This window comes from Sanguibacter inulinus, assembly GCF_013415325.1.
Lineage (GTDB): Bacteria > Actinomycetota > Actinomycetes > Actinomycetales > Cellulomonadaceae > Sanguibacter > Sanguibacter inulinus.
On sequence record NZ_JACBYE010000008.1, the window covers coordinates 37,786 to 53,245 of the forward strand.

Below are 15,460 nucleotides of genomic sequence, written 5' to 3' on the forward strand. Positions count from 1 at the left end.
GGCGGACCAGGGATATCCCGTTGACCGGGCTCGAGACAGACGGCAGTGTGCTGCCGTGCTCTGACTCACCCAGAAGCCATCCAGCCAAGGCCACGACCCAGGAGGCGCAGTGCCCAGTCTCGATCGCGGTCAAGTCCTCTACGCATGGCGTGGAGCGTTCACCGACCCAGAGCTCAGCAGCCTGCACGCCGAGGGCTTCGGCCATCAGGTCGAGGAGGTGGGCTGGAACCACCAGCTCGACAGCCACAGCCTGGGCTGGGTCACCGCTCGTGACGATCGAGGGCTCGTCGGCTTCGTCGCCATCGCCTGGGACGGACGTGCCCACGCCTTCGTCGAGGACACTCTTGTCGCAGTGGGTGCCCGTCGGCAGGGCGTGGGTGTCCACCTGATCGAGGTCGCGCGTGAGCACGCCGCCCGCGCAGGCTGCGAGTGGCTCCACGTCGACTTCGAAGAGCACCTGAGGAGCTTCTACCTCGACGCCTGCGGCTTCCTCCCGACCGACGCCGGCCTCATGAGGCTCTCGAGAGGCGCGGCCCAGGTCGGTTCGACCTCGTCCACCCCTCTGAGCCCTTCGGGCCCAGGACCCCGCACCGGCCACCCCTCCCCCGGGCACGACCGTCCCTGGGACGAGCAGACCGGGCAGGATGGCCAGATGGAACAGCTCCGTTCGCTCATCGCTCGTCGGACCGTCCGCTCGTTCCTGGACGAGGACGTCCCGGTGAGCGTGGTCACGCAGCTGGTGGACCAGGCGAGGTGGACAGGTTCGGCGCGCAACCGGCAGCCGTGGCGGTTCGTGGCGGTCTACGACCAGGCCACCAGGGCTGGGCTGGCGGGGCTCGGCGCGTACGCCGCGCACCTCGCCACGGCGCCTGTCGTCGTGGTCCTGCTGAGCCCGCGCGAACGCCACCTCGACACCGAGTTCGACGCCGGGAGGATCGCCCAGTCCCTGACCCTCGCCGCCGCGTCCGCAGGGCTCGGAAGCTGCGTCACCAGCCTCTACCCCGAGGAGAACGCCGACACCGCAGCGACCCTCGTTGGCGCTGAGCCTGGCTGGAGCGCCCGACATGCCGTCGCCCTCGGTCACCCGGCCCCGTCGTCACCTGTCGGGCGTCTCGCCATACCGACCGGGCGCCGATCCACCGACGAGCTGCTCAGCATCCGCTGACCCAGGCGAGGCGGGTCCCCTGAGCACGCGCGTCTCCGCCCGGAAGAGAGCCGCCGCTAGCCCCGGTCAAACCTCTTGGACAGCCGCCTTCCGCGGGTTCACGGAGATCACCGGCTGGAAGCAGTCCGCCGGAACCGGGTTTTCCTCGACGGGCACGCCGTCCACAGCGACCCGCCCGCGAGCCCCGCTCCGCCACGCTCGCAGCACACCATCCACCGGAACTACTATCTGCACATGAGTGAAGATAAGAAGGTCTGCAGTCTTGGTGTGGACAGCCAGTACGTGGAGATGGCAGCCGAGGTCTTCCGTCTGCTCTCTGACGCCACCCGCATCCGCATCGTGATCGCGCTGCGTGGCGGTGAGCTGTCCGTCAACCAGCTCGCGGAGGTGGTCGAGAAGACCCCGACGATCGTCTCTCAGCACCTGGCGAAGATGCGGTGGGCTCGGATGGTCGCTGTCCGCAAGGACGGCACCCGCGCCTTCTACAGCCTGACCGACGAGCACGCACGACACCTGGTCGGTGAGGCTGTGTTCCAGGCCGAGCACGCCCTCGACGAGACTCCGGCGCACCACGAGACCGCGATGCCGCTGGCTCCGGCGCACCACGAGCACCTTCCTGAGGAGCGCTGACGACGATGCTCGACGTGCTGCGCGACAGCGCCTACCGCAAGCTCTTCAGCGCCCAGGTGATCGCCCTGGTGGGCACCGGGCTCCTCACGGTCGCCCTCGGGCTCCTCGCCTTCGACCTCGCCGGCAGCGATGCCGGCCTCGTCCTGGGCACCGCGCTGACGATCAAGATGCTCGCCTATGTCGGCGTGGCACCTGTCGTCTCGGCGATCACCGGGCGCATCGCGCGCAAGAAGGTCCTGATCGGCGCTGACGTGGCCCGAGCCGCGGTGGCCCTCTCGCTGCCCTTCGTGGGCGAGATCTGGCAGATCTACGTACTGATCTTCGTCCTCCAGGCCGCCTCGGCCACCTTCACCCCCACGTTCCAGGCGGTGATCCCCGAGGTGCTCCCCGACGAGGGTCAGTACACCCGTGCACTGTCGCTCTCCCGTCTGGCCTACGACCTCGAGGCACTGGTCAGCCCTGCCCTGGCCGCAGCGCTGCTGACTGTGATGAGCTACCACAACCTCTTCGTGGGGACCTTCGTCGGGTTCGTCGGCTCGGCGCTGCTCGTCCTGGCCACGAGCTTCCCATCCCGGGCACCGGCCACGGCCGCGCCGTTCCTGGACAGGCTCACCCGGGGAGCACGCATCTTCTGGCGCGTCCGCGAGCTGCGCAGCCTGCTCTTCCTCAACCTGGTCGTGGCCACCTCGACGGCGATGGTCATCGTCAACACCGTCGTGCTCGTCCAGGGCCGCCTGGAGCGCCCGCAGACCGACGTCGCGATCCTGCTCGCCGCCTACGGCGGCGGATCGATGCTCGTGGCACTGTGCCTGCCGAAGGTCCTCGACAGGTCCCCCGACCACACCGTCATGCTCACCGGCGCCGCGATCCTGCCCGTCGGCCTGGTCGCGGTCGCCGTCATCACGGCCATGGACGCGGGCACCCCCCAGTGGATCGCCCTGATCGGGGCCTGGGCCGTCCTGGGTGCAGCCACCGCGCTGGTCTCGACTCCGTCCTCACGGCTCCTGCGCCGCGCGTCGGACGAGGCGGACCGACCCGCGGTCTTCGCCGCGCAGTTCTCGCTGTCCCACGCCTGCTTCATCCTCACCTACCCCACCGCCGGGGTGCTCGGGGCCCTCGTCGGCCTGCCGTGGACCGCCGTGGTCCTCGCCGCCCTGGGGGCTGGAGCACTGGCCGTCGCGCGCACCGCGTGGCCTGCACCTCGCCCGGTCCCGGCGCTGACACCTGCGGGCTGACCTCCCCGCACAGGCCTCCCGGCAGCCCAGCGCGGTCTGCCAGAGGGCAGTCCTGAAAGCCGCGCCGATCTGCTCCCGCGGACCGTGGCCGTGCGCACGCCCGTGCGCAGTACATTGACGCCATGGACACAGCGTGGTTCGGTCCGACTGCTCGCAGCAGCTCGATGGGTTCGGCCACGCTCGAGCTCGCGTGGGAGTCCACGCCTCTGGGGGCGATGTCCACGTGGGGCGAGTCCCTGCGCCAGACCGCGCGGATGTGCTTCAGCACGAAGTTTCCGGTGATGATCGCCTGGGGCCCCGACCTCACGATGATCTTCAACGACGCCTACCGCGACATGCTCGGCACCCACAAGCGCCTGGCGGCCCTCGGCGCACCGCTCGCGACGGTGTGGGAGGAGGTCTGGGACGGCCTGGGCGCGACCGTCGAGCAGGTCATGACGAGCCGTCTCCCCACCTGGGCCGCAGACGAACAGCTGATGGTCAACCGGTCCGGCTTCGTCGAGGAGACCTTCTTCACCTGCTCCTACAGCCCCCTGCTCGACGACTGGGGTGAGGTCGCGGGGATCTTGGGCATCGCGACCGAGACCACCACCCAGGTCGTCACCCAGCGGCGACTCGCCCTGGTCGACTCCCTCTACGCCGAGCTCCAGCGCACCCCGAGCGACCCCGCCACGATCGCCCAGACCGCCATCGACCTGCTGACCGCGAGCCCCGACCTCGCGCGGTGCTCGATCGTCCTGCGCACCCCGGCCGCACCGGGGACCGTCGTCACCGGAGACCCTGCGCTGGCCCGAGAGACAGGCGCAGACGTGCTCGACCCGGTCCTGAGCTCACGGGTTGTGACGGTCGCGGGCTCCGTGATCGTGGCCCCGCTGTCCTCGACCGACCACGGCGACGCCGACGGTGCACTGATCCTGGACGTCGCCCCCACACGCCCCTTCGACGCGGCCCTGCGCGGCTTCGCGCTGCTGATCGCCGCGGCCCTGTCCGGGGCGCTGCGCGCCGCGACGCTCCAGCGCATCGAGGTCGACTTCCTCGACGCCAGGGCACAGGTCCTCGAGCTCGAGCACGCCAAGGCCCGGGAGACCTCGATCGCCCTGCAGCACTCCCTGTTCACGGCTCCCCCCGAGCCCGACCACCTGCACCTGGTGGTCCGGTACCAACCGGCAGCGCGCGACCTCGAGATCGGCGGAGACTGGTACGACGCGTTCCTCACCAAGGACGGTGCCACGACACTCGTGATCGGTGACGTCACCGGCCACGACTACCACGCCGCGGCCGCGATGGGGCAGCTGCGCGGGCTGATCCGGGCGATCGCCTACGACAGCGGCCATCCCCCGGCGACGGTCCTCGAACGCACCGACGAAGCCATCGCGGGTCTCAACCTCGGTTCCTCGGCGACGGCCACCGCGATCATGGCTCGACTCGAGCAAGACCCCGTGGGTCGCCTCGACGGGGTGCGCACGGTCCGCTGGACCAACGCCGGGCACCCCCACCCGCTGCTGCTCCGCGCGGACGGGACCATCGAGATCCTCGACCGTCGCAACGACCCGCTCCTGGGGGTCCTGGCAGGCACGCCCCGCACCGAGCACAGCGTCAACATGCACCCCAAGGACACGCTCTTCCTCTACACGGACGGCCTCACCGAGCGCCGCGGGGTGCCCTGGACCACGAGCACCGCGGCGCTGGTCGACGCACTGCGGGGTGGCCACACCAAGACCCTCGACGAGCTCGCCGACCACGTCCTGGCGACGCTCGCCCCCTCGGAGGCGGCCGACGACGTCGCGCTGGTCCTGGTGCGTCCCTACCCGGAGAACCGGCCGCGCCCGCCCGAGGCCGGACCTGGGTCGGACGTGCCCGGACCGATCGTCTGACCCGGGTCGACCGGTCAGGTCACTGTCTGTCCCGAGAGGTCCCTCATTGCGGGGCGTCGACGGGGGCCGTGTGGACAGTCCAAACGCACTTGGACGTCTCGGTGCGGAACCAGCCCATCTCCCGGGCGACGCCGAGGGCCAGGACGAGCCCGAAGCCACCATCCCCGCTGTCCCGGTCGACGGCCACCTGCGGGGGTGCCCCAGGAGCACGGTCGACGACCTCGAGCAGACAGGTCGGTCCGTCGGTGCTCAGGTGGACCGTGGCCGACCCGCCGCCGTGGCGCAACGCATTGGTCGCCAGCTCGCTCGCGATGAGCACGAGCCCGTCGACGGACTGCTCTGGGGCAGACCAGTGGTCGCCGGTGAGGATCTTCGAGACGTCCGCGCGCAGACCCGCGAGGTCTCTGGTCGAGGCGAGGTGCCACGTGCGCACAGCGCGATGCCCTCGAGGAGGGTGGGCGTACTGGATCGGTGGCACGGGTGCTCCGGGGGCTGAGATCGTGCAGGTCCTCCCACAGGGGTCGGCGGTGGGCCGATGAGGATGAGCGAGACCGGACTGCCCTGGGCCGGTGCGCACAGCAGGTGCTCGAGGAGGTCGGTGAGCCTGCGAGCCTGGGCGAGAGTTCTCGCCCGCGGCGCCCACGGAACCCACGGCGCCCGCGCGCCGCCACGCACTCCGCGACCCTACGTCCGATGTGTCCGGCACGCCCGAGCAGCCCTGCGCCTCGGCGCTCAACGCCAGCGAAACTCGTCGATGGTCGATCTGGCGCGTGGTCGCCGAGTCGCCGCTCCGAGCAGCGCGAGGCCCAGTGCGGCACCGAGGACGTTGAAGAGCAGGTCGTTCACGTCTGCCACGTGGCCGCCGCCCAGGAGGCGCGCGGTGACGTACTGCACCACCTCGATGAGCAGGCTGAAGCCCGCACCGAGACCGAGCACGCTCCACCACCGCGCTCGGGGCAGGAAGAGCGGGACGAGGATCCCCAGCGGCACGAAGACCACGATGTTGATCACCGCGTCGCGCACCTCGTAGCCGGCCAGCGGCACCAGGTTCAGGTACGTGTCCCAGGGCTGGTCGGCCGAGGGCTTGTCGAGGAAGATCGGGAAGACCGTGTTCGCGAGGACCCCTGCGACGTACACGCCGACAGCGAGTGCGACAGCAGCCCGGCGACCTGTGAGGAGCTCACGTCTGCGAAGAGACCAGAGCAGGACCATGACGACCACCGCAGCAACGGGGACGACGACCGGGACTACCGGTACCTGACGGAACACGTGAGATTCTCCCCGCGGCAGATGTCGAGACGACAGCGTCGACCTGCGAACGCAGAGCACGTCGGTGCGGCCTGCGCACGACGACCTGCTCAGTGCCTCAGGGCTGTCCGTCCGACACCGTAGGCCGGAGCGACCAGGGAAGAGATCCACCGGAGGCATGATCCTCGGACGGCCCGCTGCGCCCACGGGTGGACGACGGGGGTCGTCCCGTCACATCGCCTGAACGCAGGCCGCTCCGCCGAGCGCCTGTGCCGCGCCCCTCGGTTGCTCCCTTGGACCGTCAGCGGACGTAGACCTGACGACCCTGCACGCGGACGAGCCTCCCGTGGTGGTCCCGCTCGACCACTGCAGCGATCTGGGCCCTCGCCCGCTTGGCCCGGAGACCGATGACGAGCGCGACGAGCATGGTCGCGATGAGCAGCGCGAAGGCCACGAGGATCCCGGCCAGGACGGCGAGCCCGCTCGAGACCGTCGAGCCGAAGATCGCGGCGAGCAGCCCGAGGACGACACCGCAGGTCGAGCACGTCAGCAGCATCGTCGAGGCGAGCTGCGCCCGAGCGGCTGACGCGACCACCGCGGGCATCGAGGCGTTGAGAGCCTCGGTGACCTCTCGGCTGAGGATCGGGTCGACGTCGTCCCGGTTGCTGCTGCGCACGGCCGCTCTCCTTCAGATGGATCGTGAGGTGTGTCCTGCGCGCACCAATCTATGCCGGGGACGCCAGACGACGGGTCAGACAGGCCGACGTTCGTCGGACGTGGGACGTCGGACGTCGGACTTCGGACGTCGCTCCTCCCGAAGCGCACGAACCCGAGGCCCTCGCGCTGCGCGACGGCTCACACCGCGTCGACGAACCGCCGGAGCACGGGCCTCGTGTCGTCGGCGCGCGACGCCCAGGCGAGGGTGCTCGGTTCGTGCTCGCCGTCGAGCTCGAGGGCGACCACCCCGCTCGGAGCCGTGAGCATCGCGCTGACGGGCGCGACGGTCACCCCGACCCCTGCCGCGACCAGGTGCAGGAGCGTCGTCCAGTTGGACGCCTCTTGCACGACCTCGGGGATCGCACCGCCAGCCACGACGGGGGCGAGGTTGCGCGCTGTCGCGAGAGCGCCGGCCCCGGGCGGGAAGAACACGAAGGGATCCCCTGCGATCTCCTCTCCACGGATGCTCGACCGCCCGGCGAGGCGGTGCGTCGACGCCACCGCGGCGACGAAGCGCTCCGTGTGGAAAGGGGTCAGCTCGACGCCGTCGACGGCGTCGGGGTCACGGACGATCGCGAGGTCGAGGTCGCCGCGCAGGAGCCGTGCGAGGAGGTGCGCCGTCCAGCCCTCGGTGAGGTGGACCTGGACGAGCGGGTGCTCGTCGCGGAACTGCTGGACCCGACGCACGGGACCGAGCGGCAACGCCGAGCTGACGAAGCCGACGTCGAGCCGTCCCTGCTCTCCCCTGGCGACCCGCACCACCTCGTCGGCGTCCTTCTCGCCCTGCGCCAGGAGAGCTCGCGCGCGATCGCGCAGCACCTGGCCGGCCGCAGTCAGCGCCACGCTGCGTGAGGACCTGACGAACAGCTCGACCCCCAGGTCTCGCTCGAGCCGCTTGATCTGCTGCGACAGCGCAGGTTGCGCGATGTGGAGCGACTCGGCGGCGCGGCCGAAGTGCAGCAGGTCGGCGACCGCGAGGAACGGACGGAGGGCGCGCGGCTCGAGATCCATGCACAGAGTTTATCGATATGCCGATTCTCATCTTGGACGTGCACCCATCGGAGGTCGGAGACTGACGTCATGACTTCGACGACCTCCACGCCGCAGCCCGCACCGGCTCCAGCTCCAGCTCCAGCTCCAGCTCCAGCTCCAGCTCCAGACTCAGCACGGGCGCCGGCACCGGCTCCCGTGTCCATCGCCCCGATGGCCGGCGCAGCCGACGCGCGCGCCTTCCACGACCTCAACGCCGGATGGATCACCCAGCACTTCGCCCTCGAGGAGACCGACCTCGCTGTGATGCTCGACCCGCAGGCCGCGGTCGTCGACGCCGGAGGTGCTGTCCTGATCGCCCGCGACGGCGAGGCGCGTATCGGGTGCGTCGCGCTGCTCCCGCACGGTCCCGGCGTCGCCGAGCTGGCGAAGATGACCGTCGCGCAGGACCGCCGCGGGACGGGTCTGGGCCGGGCGCTCATCACGGCAGCCATCGAGACGGCGCGCTCGATGGGCTTCAGCCGACTCGTCCTGGAGAGCAACACGGCTCTCGTCGCGGCGGTGCGGCTCTACGAGTCTGTCGGCTTCGAGCACGTCCCTGCGGACCGGCGCGAACCGTCCCCCTACGAGCGGGCCGACGTGTTCATGGACCTGGACCTCGCCCACGAGGCCGTCAGGACGACGGCCGCCCCCGACGCATGACGTTGTCCGGGTGCTGCGCGTCGTAGGCCGACCGCGCGTCGGCGATGACCTCGCGGTGGGCGAGCGACCAGTCGGCCAGCGCCTTGACCAGGTGGGTGAGGCTCGCCCCGGTCTCCGTCAGCCTGTAGTCGACCTGCGCGGGCACGGTCGCGTACACCGTCCGGGTCACGAGGCCGTCGCGCTCCAGCCTGCGCACGGTCAGGGTGAGCATCCGCTGGGAGATGCCGTCGATGGCGCGCTGGAGCTCGCCGAAGCGCCGCGGGCCGTTGGCGAGCTCGACGATCACGAAGACCGACCACGTGTCGCCCACGCGGTCGAGGAGGTCACGGATCCCGCAGTCGGGGTGCTCAGGCTGCCCGCAGGGATCGAGCTCGGCGGGTCCAGCAGTCACACCTGTGTGCGTGAGTGACATCGAAGTGCCTCCTTGTGGGCGGGTCGCGGCCGGTCGAGGATCACCGTATCCGCTGGGCACGACCACGACAGGAGACTCGACCACGATGATCATGGTGACCGGAGCGACCGGACAGCTCGCCTCTCTCACGCTCCACGAGCTGAGCAGCCGCGGGGTGCCGGCTCTCGGAGGCACGAGGAGGCCCACCGACGGGCAGCGCCTCGTGAACTTCGACGACCCGGCGAGCCTCGACCTCACCGGCGTCTCGACGCTGGTGCTCGTCTCGGCCGGCTATGCCGAAGACGACCAGGTGATCGCCCGGCACGCAGCCCTCCTCGGCGCTGCGGCCCGCGACGGTGTGACCCATGTGGTCTACACAAGCCTGACCGGCGCGGGTGACCACCTCGGCTTCGCGCTCGCCCACCGGGCCACCGAGGAGCTGGTGAGGGGCAGCGGTCTCGGCTGGACGATCCTGCGCAACGGCCTCTACGCGGAGCTCTTCGGGGGGCTGCTGAGCTGGGGCCCGGACGGCCTGGAGTCGCCCTTCGGCGACGGCGCGCTGTCGGCTGTGGTACGAGCCGACCTCGCAGCGGTCGCAGCCCTCGTCGCCGCTCAGCCCTCCGCCCACGCAGGTGCGACCTACGAGCTCGTCGGTGATCCGATCACTGCCGGTGACGTCGCGGAGCGGCTCGAGGTCCCTCACCAGAGCATCGGCCTCGGTGAGTACCGTGCACGGCTCCTCGCGGACGGCTCGCTGCTGCCGTTCCAGCCGCCGATGCTCCTGTCGATCGCCTCGAGCGTGCGCCACGGGTTCTTGAGCACTTCTAGCGACGACCTCACCGGGCTGCTGGACCGACCGCCGGCGGATGCGCTGGCTGTGGCAGTCGGGGCGGCGTCGGCTGGTCGTCCTGTCGAAGCTCCTCGAGGGCCACTCGGAGCGTAGGACACCGGGGCCGCGAGGGTCGACTCCACCCTCGACCGGCGCACGAGCGCACGCGGCAGGGCAGCGAGGACAGACTCGGCGACGACCTCTAGGTTGATCGCCGTGGTCTTGCCCGCTCCGAAGGGACCGTCGAGCCAGACGACCACGGAGGGACGCTAGCCCACAGGGCTTGGTCGGCGTCAGCGCACCGCCACCCCTCGACGTCCACCACGGGCGGGCACCCGGTGACGGCCGACTGCTCCGGCGCGGGTGAGGGCCGCAGGCCTGACGGCGAACCACAGGCCCCACGTCAGTGCGCCGGACCACACCAGCCCCCACCACGGGAACCCTGCGCCAGCGGCTCCCGCGACGATCACCGCTGCGGGTAGGTCTGCCTCGTCCACGCGGTGCGCCTGCACCAGCAACCTGTGGGTGTTGACACCGATCGGCGTGCAGGTGACCAGGGTCAGCAGGTCAGCCCCAGGGACAGGTTGGAGCAGGTCGGTCTCGGTGGGCAGCACGGTGTCGATCCGGTCCACCTGGTAGGTGAGGGTCTCCCCCACCACCTCGACTGTCACCACGTCACCGGCGACCAGGTCGTGCAGGTCTGTGAAGAGCCGCGACTGCGGGATCCCGCTGTGACCGGTCAAGACGCTGTTGGTGCCGGCACCTCCGACGGGCAGGGCTGATCCTTGAAGGTGCCCGACACCACGTTCGAGCGTCTCGTCGCTCGTGCCGTGGAAGACGGGGAGCGACGCACCGATGGTCGGGATGCGGAGCCGCGCCATCGTGTCGGAGGTCCCGAGCCGCAGCTGGTCGAGATAGTCGAGACCCGGGCCGTCCGACGCGCTGGCGGAGTCTGCCGGGCCAGTCGCCGTCTGCTCAGGCACTGCCGGGTCAGTCGCTGCCGGGTCGCCAGAAGCATCGGTCGTCTCGGTCACCTCGGGTCCTCCTGACTCCTGCTCGGACTCGGCGGCCGGGGCTGCGGCCGCGGCTGTCGCTGCGGCCAACCCGTACGGGTCTTCGATGCGGTCGGTCGCGAGCGACCGGTTGTACTCGTGAGCCCGGTCGAGGATCTCCGACCGTTCGCCCGCAGGCAGCGAGTCGACAGTCTCGGTGTACCCGGACACCTCCGCCGCGTGGGCGCGGTCCGAGAACCAGTTCCCTGCCGAGGGATAGAGGAGGACCGATGCGCCGGCGACAGCGAGGAGCGCGACGAGCGACCGACGGACGACCGTCCCTCGGGGCGCGCGCGTCCGCGAGCGCTGGACGTTCCCCGCGCTGCGTCGGGGTGCCCGACGGGGCGCTCGATGGCTTGCTGCACGTGGTGGTCGCGGGGCCACGTCAGACCGTCCGTCCTGTCGTAGGTGAGAGGGTGCGGGGCTCGTGCCCGCGCACCCTCTCCGTGAACACTGCACGTCGCGCGCCGCTCGTCTGGTGGCGACTGCTGTCGCCTCCCGTCCGGAGGTGGCGTCGTGCGCCTGCTGGCAGGAGGCGACTCCTGCGAGCTGCCGTCCGTAGGTGCCGTGAAGGGCACCTACGGACGGCCGACGGCGACCTCGATCAGCGGTCCGCGCGCGACGAACGACGCGAGCGGATGCTGAGCGCGGCAGCGCCGACGAGCAGCAGGACGCCTGCCGCGATGATGGTCGTGACGCCCTGAGCACCTGTCATGGGGAGCTCGAAGCCGCCGTTCGCCTCGGTGTTCTCGATCGTGAGGTCGACGGTGGTGTCGTCGCTCGTCACCGTGAAGGCGATCGGCTCGGCCAGCAGCTCGTACCCGGACGGGGCGACGACCTCGACGAGGTAGTACTGGACCCAGTCCGCCGGGTCGTCGATCACGACGTTGTCGACGATGTTCGAGTAGCCGAGCCCCGAGATCGTGAGCAGGCCGTCCTGAGCACTGGTCCACGTGCTGACGCCCCCGAGGGCGACCGGCTGGGTGCGGGTCCGAGCGTTCTCGAGAGACGTGAAGACCTGGAACTGAGCGCCGGAGAGAACCTGGCCCTCGGAGTTCACCTTCTGCGCGGTCATCGCGCCGAACTTCGTGACTGCCGGCGGGGTGACGACGGGGTTGCCCTCGTCGATGCTGGGCTGGTTCGGGAAGATCGAGGCGATGTTCTCGATCTCGCCGGCCTCGAGGACTGTCGTCTCGATGATCACCTGGACCTGTGCGCCCTCGTTGGCGGCGAGGACGTCGAGCCCTGCTGCTGTGAAGTCGACAGTCACGGTGTTCGTCGCGACGTCGAGCGCGGAGGTGTAGTGCACACCCTCGGTCAGCGTCGTGCCGTTGGTGAGCGTCGCCGTGGTCGACACGTGCTCGAGCCGAGAGTCGAGAGGATCGACGACCCTGTAGGCATCGGTCCGTCCGCCGACAGGGATGTCGCCGGTGATGGTCCACGTCACGACGTCGCCGACCTTCGTGCCAGCGTCGGTGACGGTCTTGCCCGCCGTGGTGATGACGTTCTTCGGGTAGACGTGCACGTCGTACAGCCACTCACCCGAGGTCACCGGGTCGGTGAGCGGGAGCGTGACGAGGAACGGCGCAGCGGCCCGTGCACCGGCCGGGGTGAGTGTCTCCTCGACGTAGTACAGACCGAGTGGAAGGTCGGAGAAGGTCAGCTGACCGTCGGCAGCGGTCACGCCGCTGAGACCGGGGAGGCCGGCGACAGCGGAGGCAGCCGTGTCGACCGTCAGCTCGGCGGCCGAGGACCAGCCGGCGTTCGTCGTCAGGTCGATCCCGGGTACCTGGGTGGCCGTGAAGCCGACTCCTCCGAGCGCTGTGAGCCCGGTGAGGGCAGACGGGTCGATCTCGGTCCCGTCCGAGGGCAGGCCGGTCGGGGTCTCGGGGTGCTGGAACTTGTGGATCGACAGCGACGCGACGGATTCCGGGTCGATGGTGGTCGCCGCGACGGCGGGGGAACCGCCGACGCCGACGGCAGCCAGTGCGAGTGCTGCGACGAGCGCAGATCCGCGGAAGGTGAGTGCCATGTGTGATGTGCTCCTGATGAGTTCTCGTGGACCACGAGGGTCCGGTGTGATGCTGGTGCCCGGTCGTGAGACCTGGCGGGGTCTGTCGTCTCTGCGTCTCGGTCGTCAGCGCCTCCGCTTCCGGAGGGTGGTGAGGGACAGGGGGTGGCTTCGGGGCCCGAGGACGGCTGTCGCTGCGACAGCACCTGCGAGCAGGAGGAGCCCGACCGTGACGAGGCGACCTGCGCCCGCCGACCCGGTCTCGGGCATGTGGAAGGTGGGGACGTCGGTGACCGTAAGCTGTCCGCCCGAGGCCGCGACCTGAGGGGCGGAGGCCGGGTCGGGCAGCGTGACGGTGCCGTCTGCCGCCACGTCGAACCTCACGGCGGTCGCGAGGAGCTCGTGCCCTGGCGGGGCGACCGTCTCTCGGAGCCAGTAGGTGCCCGGTGCGATACCCGGGATCTCGAAGGCCCCAGGGGCGTCGGCGACCGGTGACACGGGCAGAGAGTCGACGACCTCGCCGAGCGTCCCCTCCACGTCGGCAACCACCTCGAAGGCTGCGCCGTCAAGAGCGACGAGCTCATCGTTGACCTCACCCTGCTTGAGCAGCTCGAGACGCGCTGTCGTCGTCGTCGAGGTGGAGCAGGCAGGGTCGAGCGACGAGGAGCCCGCAGCGCAGGTGGACGGCGGGGTCGAGCCCGTGGCGGTGACGGTGTTGGCGAGCACGGTGCTCCACGCGTCGTCGTGGACGACGACGGAATAGCTGAGCGTCGCCGTGCTCCCTGCGCTGAGTGACGTCGGGCCGACCACCACGACGGGGTCCTGCGCTGTCGGGTCCGCCAGCTGCTCTCCAGGCTCGGACCCGACCGTGTACCGGACCGAGCCAGGGACGAGGTCAGCGTGGGCGAGCACGTCGGTGAGGTCGTCGGTCAGCACGACGTCTGCGACATCACCCGTCGTGCTCGTGGCCGTGACCGTGTAGGTGAGGGTGTCACCGGGTGATGGGTAGGTGGTGTCCCCCGAGCTCGTCACAGCCTTGGCGACCGACCAGTCTGCAGCGCTGACGGTGGTGAGGGTCTGGGCTGTGTTGTTGGTCAGGTCGAGGTCGGAGTCCACGCCGGACACCGAGGCCGTCGTGACGATCTCGGCGCCGGGCGTCACCGGCGCCGTGCCCCGCAGGGTGATCGGGCCGAAGCTCTCCCCGTCGCCGAGGACCTCACCGACAGCCGAGGGATCCCCACCGGAGAGGTTAGCGAGCGTCGCCATCGCGGCGTCCTGGCTGACGGTCCAGCCCGGCGGGGCGACCGCGCACGAGAGGTCTCGGCCGTCGAGGACGCATCCCTCGGGAGCGTCGACGAGGACGACCTCAGCGACCTCCTCGGGGACCACGTCGGCGACGATGAGACCGTGCGACGCGGACGGTCCGACGTTGGTGGCCTCGAGCGTCCACTCGAAGGTCTCTCCAGGGGAGACCGTCGCCGGAGCAGCTGTCGAGACCGCCAGGTCCACGACGTCGGCACTGGTGGTCAGGCTGAAGCGGGGCTGGGCGAGCGTGTTGGACGAGTGATTCCCTGAGGCGTCGAGCGCCGTGATCTTCACGACGTGGTCGAGCCTGAGCGTCACGCTCGAGACGAGCCCGGTCACCTGGACGCCCGCGTAGCCGGCCGGGCTGTCGAGGACGGCGCGGCAATTTGCAGGGTCGGACTCGAAGTCGTAGACCACGGTGCCACCATCGAAGGCCTTCACGGAGTCGGCCGTGCTGACAAGCTCTAGCCGCTGTCCGTCGGGGGCCGTGCCGTCGATCCCCGCGATCGCGACGTCTTGCCAGGTGAGGTAGCACTGAGGCCTGAGGTTGTCGGCATTCGGGACCGGCCCGAAGAGCCCCGTGGCGACCCAGAGGATGGGGTCAACAGTCGGACGCTCGAAGGTCACGGTCGCTTCACGCTGTCCGCACGTCTTCTGATAGCCGACCGTCGGTCGCGGACGTGACGGAATCTCCTGGAGGCAGCTCGCAGTCTCGGGGTTGAGGTCGGTCGGAGCGTCGGGGAGAGCCGAGACAACCGGGGTCAACGGGGCACGGACGAACTGCTGAGACCGTCCAGCCGTGAGCCGGTCCGACTCGGGGCCCACGAGATGGACCGATCCGACGCCTCCAGGGAGCTCGGCGGACGCGGAGTTGCTGTCGGCTGCCGGGGCCCAGCCGGACACGACAGCCTGCCCGAGCTCACCAGGACTGAGAGCCCTGGATGCCCACCCGGGGTCCCGCGCGAGGTCGAGACGCTGAGCTGCGACCTCTCCGCCGGCAGCCTGCACGCTGCCCGCCGTGAGCAGAGATGCAAGCACCACCAGGGATGCCGCGGTCGCTGCGTGGCGTCTGCCTCGGGTGGGGCGTAGGGCGCCGCCGCTGGACGCGCGGGCTCTGCGTGGTGCTCTCACTGGATCGGTCCGTCCTTCGGTGCGGTGATGTTCTCTCGGTGACAAGACGTTCTGGACCGCCGTCGGCATGACGGGAGAATCAGCACCGATCCCTGGTTGACCGTGTGATGCGCACCACAATCGCGCCCTGGGTGGCGCCGGGGGCGCAAACCAGAGCCCACCGCACGTCACCACACCCCG

The 15,460-nt window shown here is 70.4% G+C and carries 14 protein-coding genes; 6 read left to right on the top strand and 8 right to left on the bottom strand.

The window, feature by feature from the left end; genetic code table 11:
• Positions 1 to 217 precede the first annotated feature (217 nt).
• The 4 genes from HZZ10_RS20215 (at position 218) to HZZ10_RS05155 (ending at position 4,904) form a co-directional block, all read left to right on the top strand.
• Positions 218 to 1,165: a GNAT family N-acetyltransferase gene (locus HZZ10_RS20215; protein ID WP_506344875.1), complete on the top strand. Its 948-nt coding sequence runs from the start codon at positions 218 to 220 to the stop codon at positions 1,163 to 1,165.
• A 234-nt stretch (positions 1,166 to 1,399) separates the two neighbouring features.
• Positions 1,400 to 1,795 carry an ArsR/SmtB family transcription factor gene (locus HZZ10_RS05145; RefSeq protein ID WP_179912686.1) on the top strand — a complete coding sequence of 132 codons (396 nt, stop codon included), beginning with the start codon at positions 1,400 to 1,402 and terminating at the stop codon, positions 1,793 to 1,795.
• A gap of 5 nt (positions 1,796 to 1,800) precedes the next feature.
• The gene (locus HZZ10_RS05150; protein WP_179912687.1) at positions 1,801 to 3,030 is read left to right on the top strand and encodes an MFS transporter; all 1,230 of its coding nucleotides are present in this window, start codon (positions 1,801 to 1,803) and stop codon (positions 3,028 to 3,030) included.
• A gap of 122 nt (positions 3,031 to 3,152) precedes the next feature.
• On the top strand, positions 3,153 to 4,904 hold the full coding sequence (locus HZZ10_RS05155; protein WP_179912688.1) for a PP2C family protein-serine/threonine phosphatase: 1,752 nt from the start codon (positions 3,153 to 3,155) through the stop codon (positions 4,902 to 4,904).
• Positions 4,905 to 4,947: 43 nt separating this feature from the next.
• On the opposite strand, the gene HZZ10_RS05160 is transcribed toward HZZ10_RS05155, so the two are convergent.
• The 4 genes from HZZ10_RS05160 to HZZ10_RS05175 all read right to left on the bottom strand — a co-directional run bounded on the left by HZZ10_RS05160 (position 4,948) and on the right by HZZ10_RS05175 (position 7,880).
• Positions 4,948 to 5,337 carry an ATP-binding protein gene (locus HZZ10_RS05160; protein ID WP_179912689.1) on the bottom strand — a complete coding sequence of 130 codons (390 nt, stop codon included), beginning with the start codon at positions 5,335 to 5,337 and terminating at the stop codon, positions 4,948 to 4,950.
• A gap of 299 nt (positions 5,338 to 5,636) precedes the next feature.
• The gene (locus tag HZZ10_RS05165) at positions 5,637 to 6,173 is read right to left on the bottom strand and encodes a VanZ family protein (RefSeq protein WP_308507499.1); all 537 of its coding nucleotides are present in this window, start codon (positions 6,171 to 6,173) and stop codon (positions 5,637 to 5,639) included.
• 280 nt (positions 6,174 to 6,453) lie between these two features.
• Positions 6,454 to 6,828 carry a hypothetical protein gene (locus tag HZZ10_RS05170; RefSeq protein ID WP_179912690.1) on the bottom strand — a complete coding sequence of 125 codons (375 nt, stop codon included), beginning with the start codon at positions 6,826 to 6,828 and terminating at the stop codon, positions 6,454 to 6,456.
• Between the two features lie 179 nt (positions 6,829 to 7,007).
• On the bottom strand, positions 7,008 to 7,880 hold the full coding sequence (locus tag HZZ10_RS05175; protein WP_179912691.1) for a LysR substrate-binding domain-containing protein: 873 nt from the start codon (positions 7,878 to 7,880) through the stop codon (positions 7,008 to 7,010).
• A 192-nt stretch (positions 7,881 to 8,072) separates the two neighbouring features.
• Here HZZ10_RS05175 and HZZ10_RS05180 point away from each other — a divergent pair, with 192 nt between their 5' ends.
• Complete coding sequence (locus HZZ10_RS05180) at positions 8,073 to 8,561, top strand: GNAT family N-acetyltransferase (protein WP_179912734.1); 489 nt, start codon at positions 8,073 to 8,075, stop codon at positions 8,559 to 8,561.
• Here HZZ10_RS05180 and HZZ10_RS05185 read toward each other — a convergent pair.
• On the bottom strand, positions 8,533 to 8,973 hold the full coding sequence (locus HZZ10_RS05185; protein WP_179912692.1) for a winged helix-turn-helix transcriptional regulator: 441 nt from the start codon (positions 8,971 to 8,973) through the stop codon (positions 8,533 to 8,535). The two genes, HZZ10_RS05180 and HZZ10_RS05185, sit on opposite strands and share 29 nt — an antisense overlap.
• Positions 8,974 to 9,058: 85 nt before the next feature.
• On the opposite strand from HZZ10_RS05185, the gene HZZ10_RS05190 reads away from it, so the two are divergent.
• Positions 9,059 to 9,895: an NAD(P)H-binding protein gene (locus tag HZZ10_RS05190; RefSeq protein WP_179912693.1), complete on the top strand. Its 837-nt coding sequence runs from the start codon at positions 9,059 to 9,061 to the stop codon at positions 9,893 to 9,895.
• 179 nt (positions 9,896 to 10,074) lie between these two features.
• Here the strand turns inward: HZZ10_RS05190 and HZZ10_RS05195 are convergent, their stop codons facing one another.
• The 3 genes from HZZ10_RS05195 to HZZ10_RS05205 all read right to left on the bottom strand — a co-directional run bounded on the left by HZZ10_RS05195 (position 10,075) and on the right by HZZ10_RS05205 (position 14,776).
• Entirely contained in the window at positions 10,075 to 11,004 is a 930-nt protein-coding gene (locus HZZ10_RS05195; RefSeq protein WP_179912694.1) for a class C sortase, read from the bottom strand.
• A gap of 433 nt (positions 11,005 to 11,437) precedes the next feature.
• Positions 11,438 to 12,865 (bottom strand): SpaH/EbpB family LPXTG-anchored major pilin, encoded by a 1,428-nt coding sequence (locus HZZ10_RS05200; RefSeq protein ID WP_179912695.1) that lies wholly within the window; start codon positions 12,863 to 12,865, stop codon positions 11,438 to 11,440.
• 105 nt (positions 12,866 to 12,970) lie between these two features.
• Entirely contained in the window at positions 12,971 to 14,776 is a 1,806-nt protein-coding gene (locus HZZ10_RS05205) for a DUF7927 domain-containing protein (RefSeq protein WP_179912696.1), read from the bottom strand.
• Positions 14,777 to 15,460: the final 684 nt, after the last annotated feature.

Excerpts from the sequence above, each read along its gene's own strand:
- HZZ10_RS05180 (WP_179912734.1), top strand. The coding sequence starts at position 8,073 with ATGGCCGGCGCAGCCGACGCGCGCGCCTTCCACGACCTCAACGCCGGA.
- HZZ10_RS05175 (WP_179912691.1), bottom strand. The coding sequence starts at position 7,880 with ATGGATCTCGAGCCGCGCGCCCTCCGTCCGTTCCTCGCGGTCGCCGAC.
- HZZ10_RS05155 (WP_179912688.1), top strand. The coding sequence starts at position 3,153 with ATGGACACAGCGTGGTTCGGTCCGACTGCTCGCAGCAGCTCGATGGGT.
- HZZ10_RS05185 (WP_179912692.1), bottom strand. The coding sequence starts at position 8,973 with ATGTCACTCACGCACACAGGTGTGACTGCTGGACCCGCCGAGCTCGAT.
- HZZ10_RS05190 (WP_179912693.1), top strand. The coding sequence starts at position 9,059 with ATGATCATGGTGACCGGAGCGACCGGACAGCTCGCCTCTCTCACGCTC.
- HZZ10_RS05200 (WP_179912695.1), bottom strand. The coding sequence starts at position 12,865 with ATGGCACTCACCTTCCGCGGATCTGCGCTCGTCGCAGCACTCGCACTG.
- HZZ10_RS05150 (WP_179912687.1), top strand. The coding sequence starts at position 1,801 with ATGCTCGACGTGCTGCGCGACAGCGCCTACCGCAAGCTCTTCAGCGCC.
- HZZ10_RS05145 (WP_179912686.1), top strand. The coding sequence starts at position 1,400 with ATGAGTGAAGATAAGAAGGTCTGCAGTCTTGGTGTGGACAGCCAGTAC.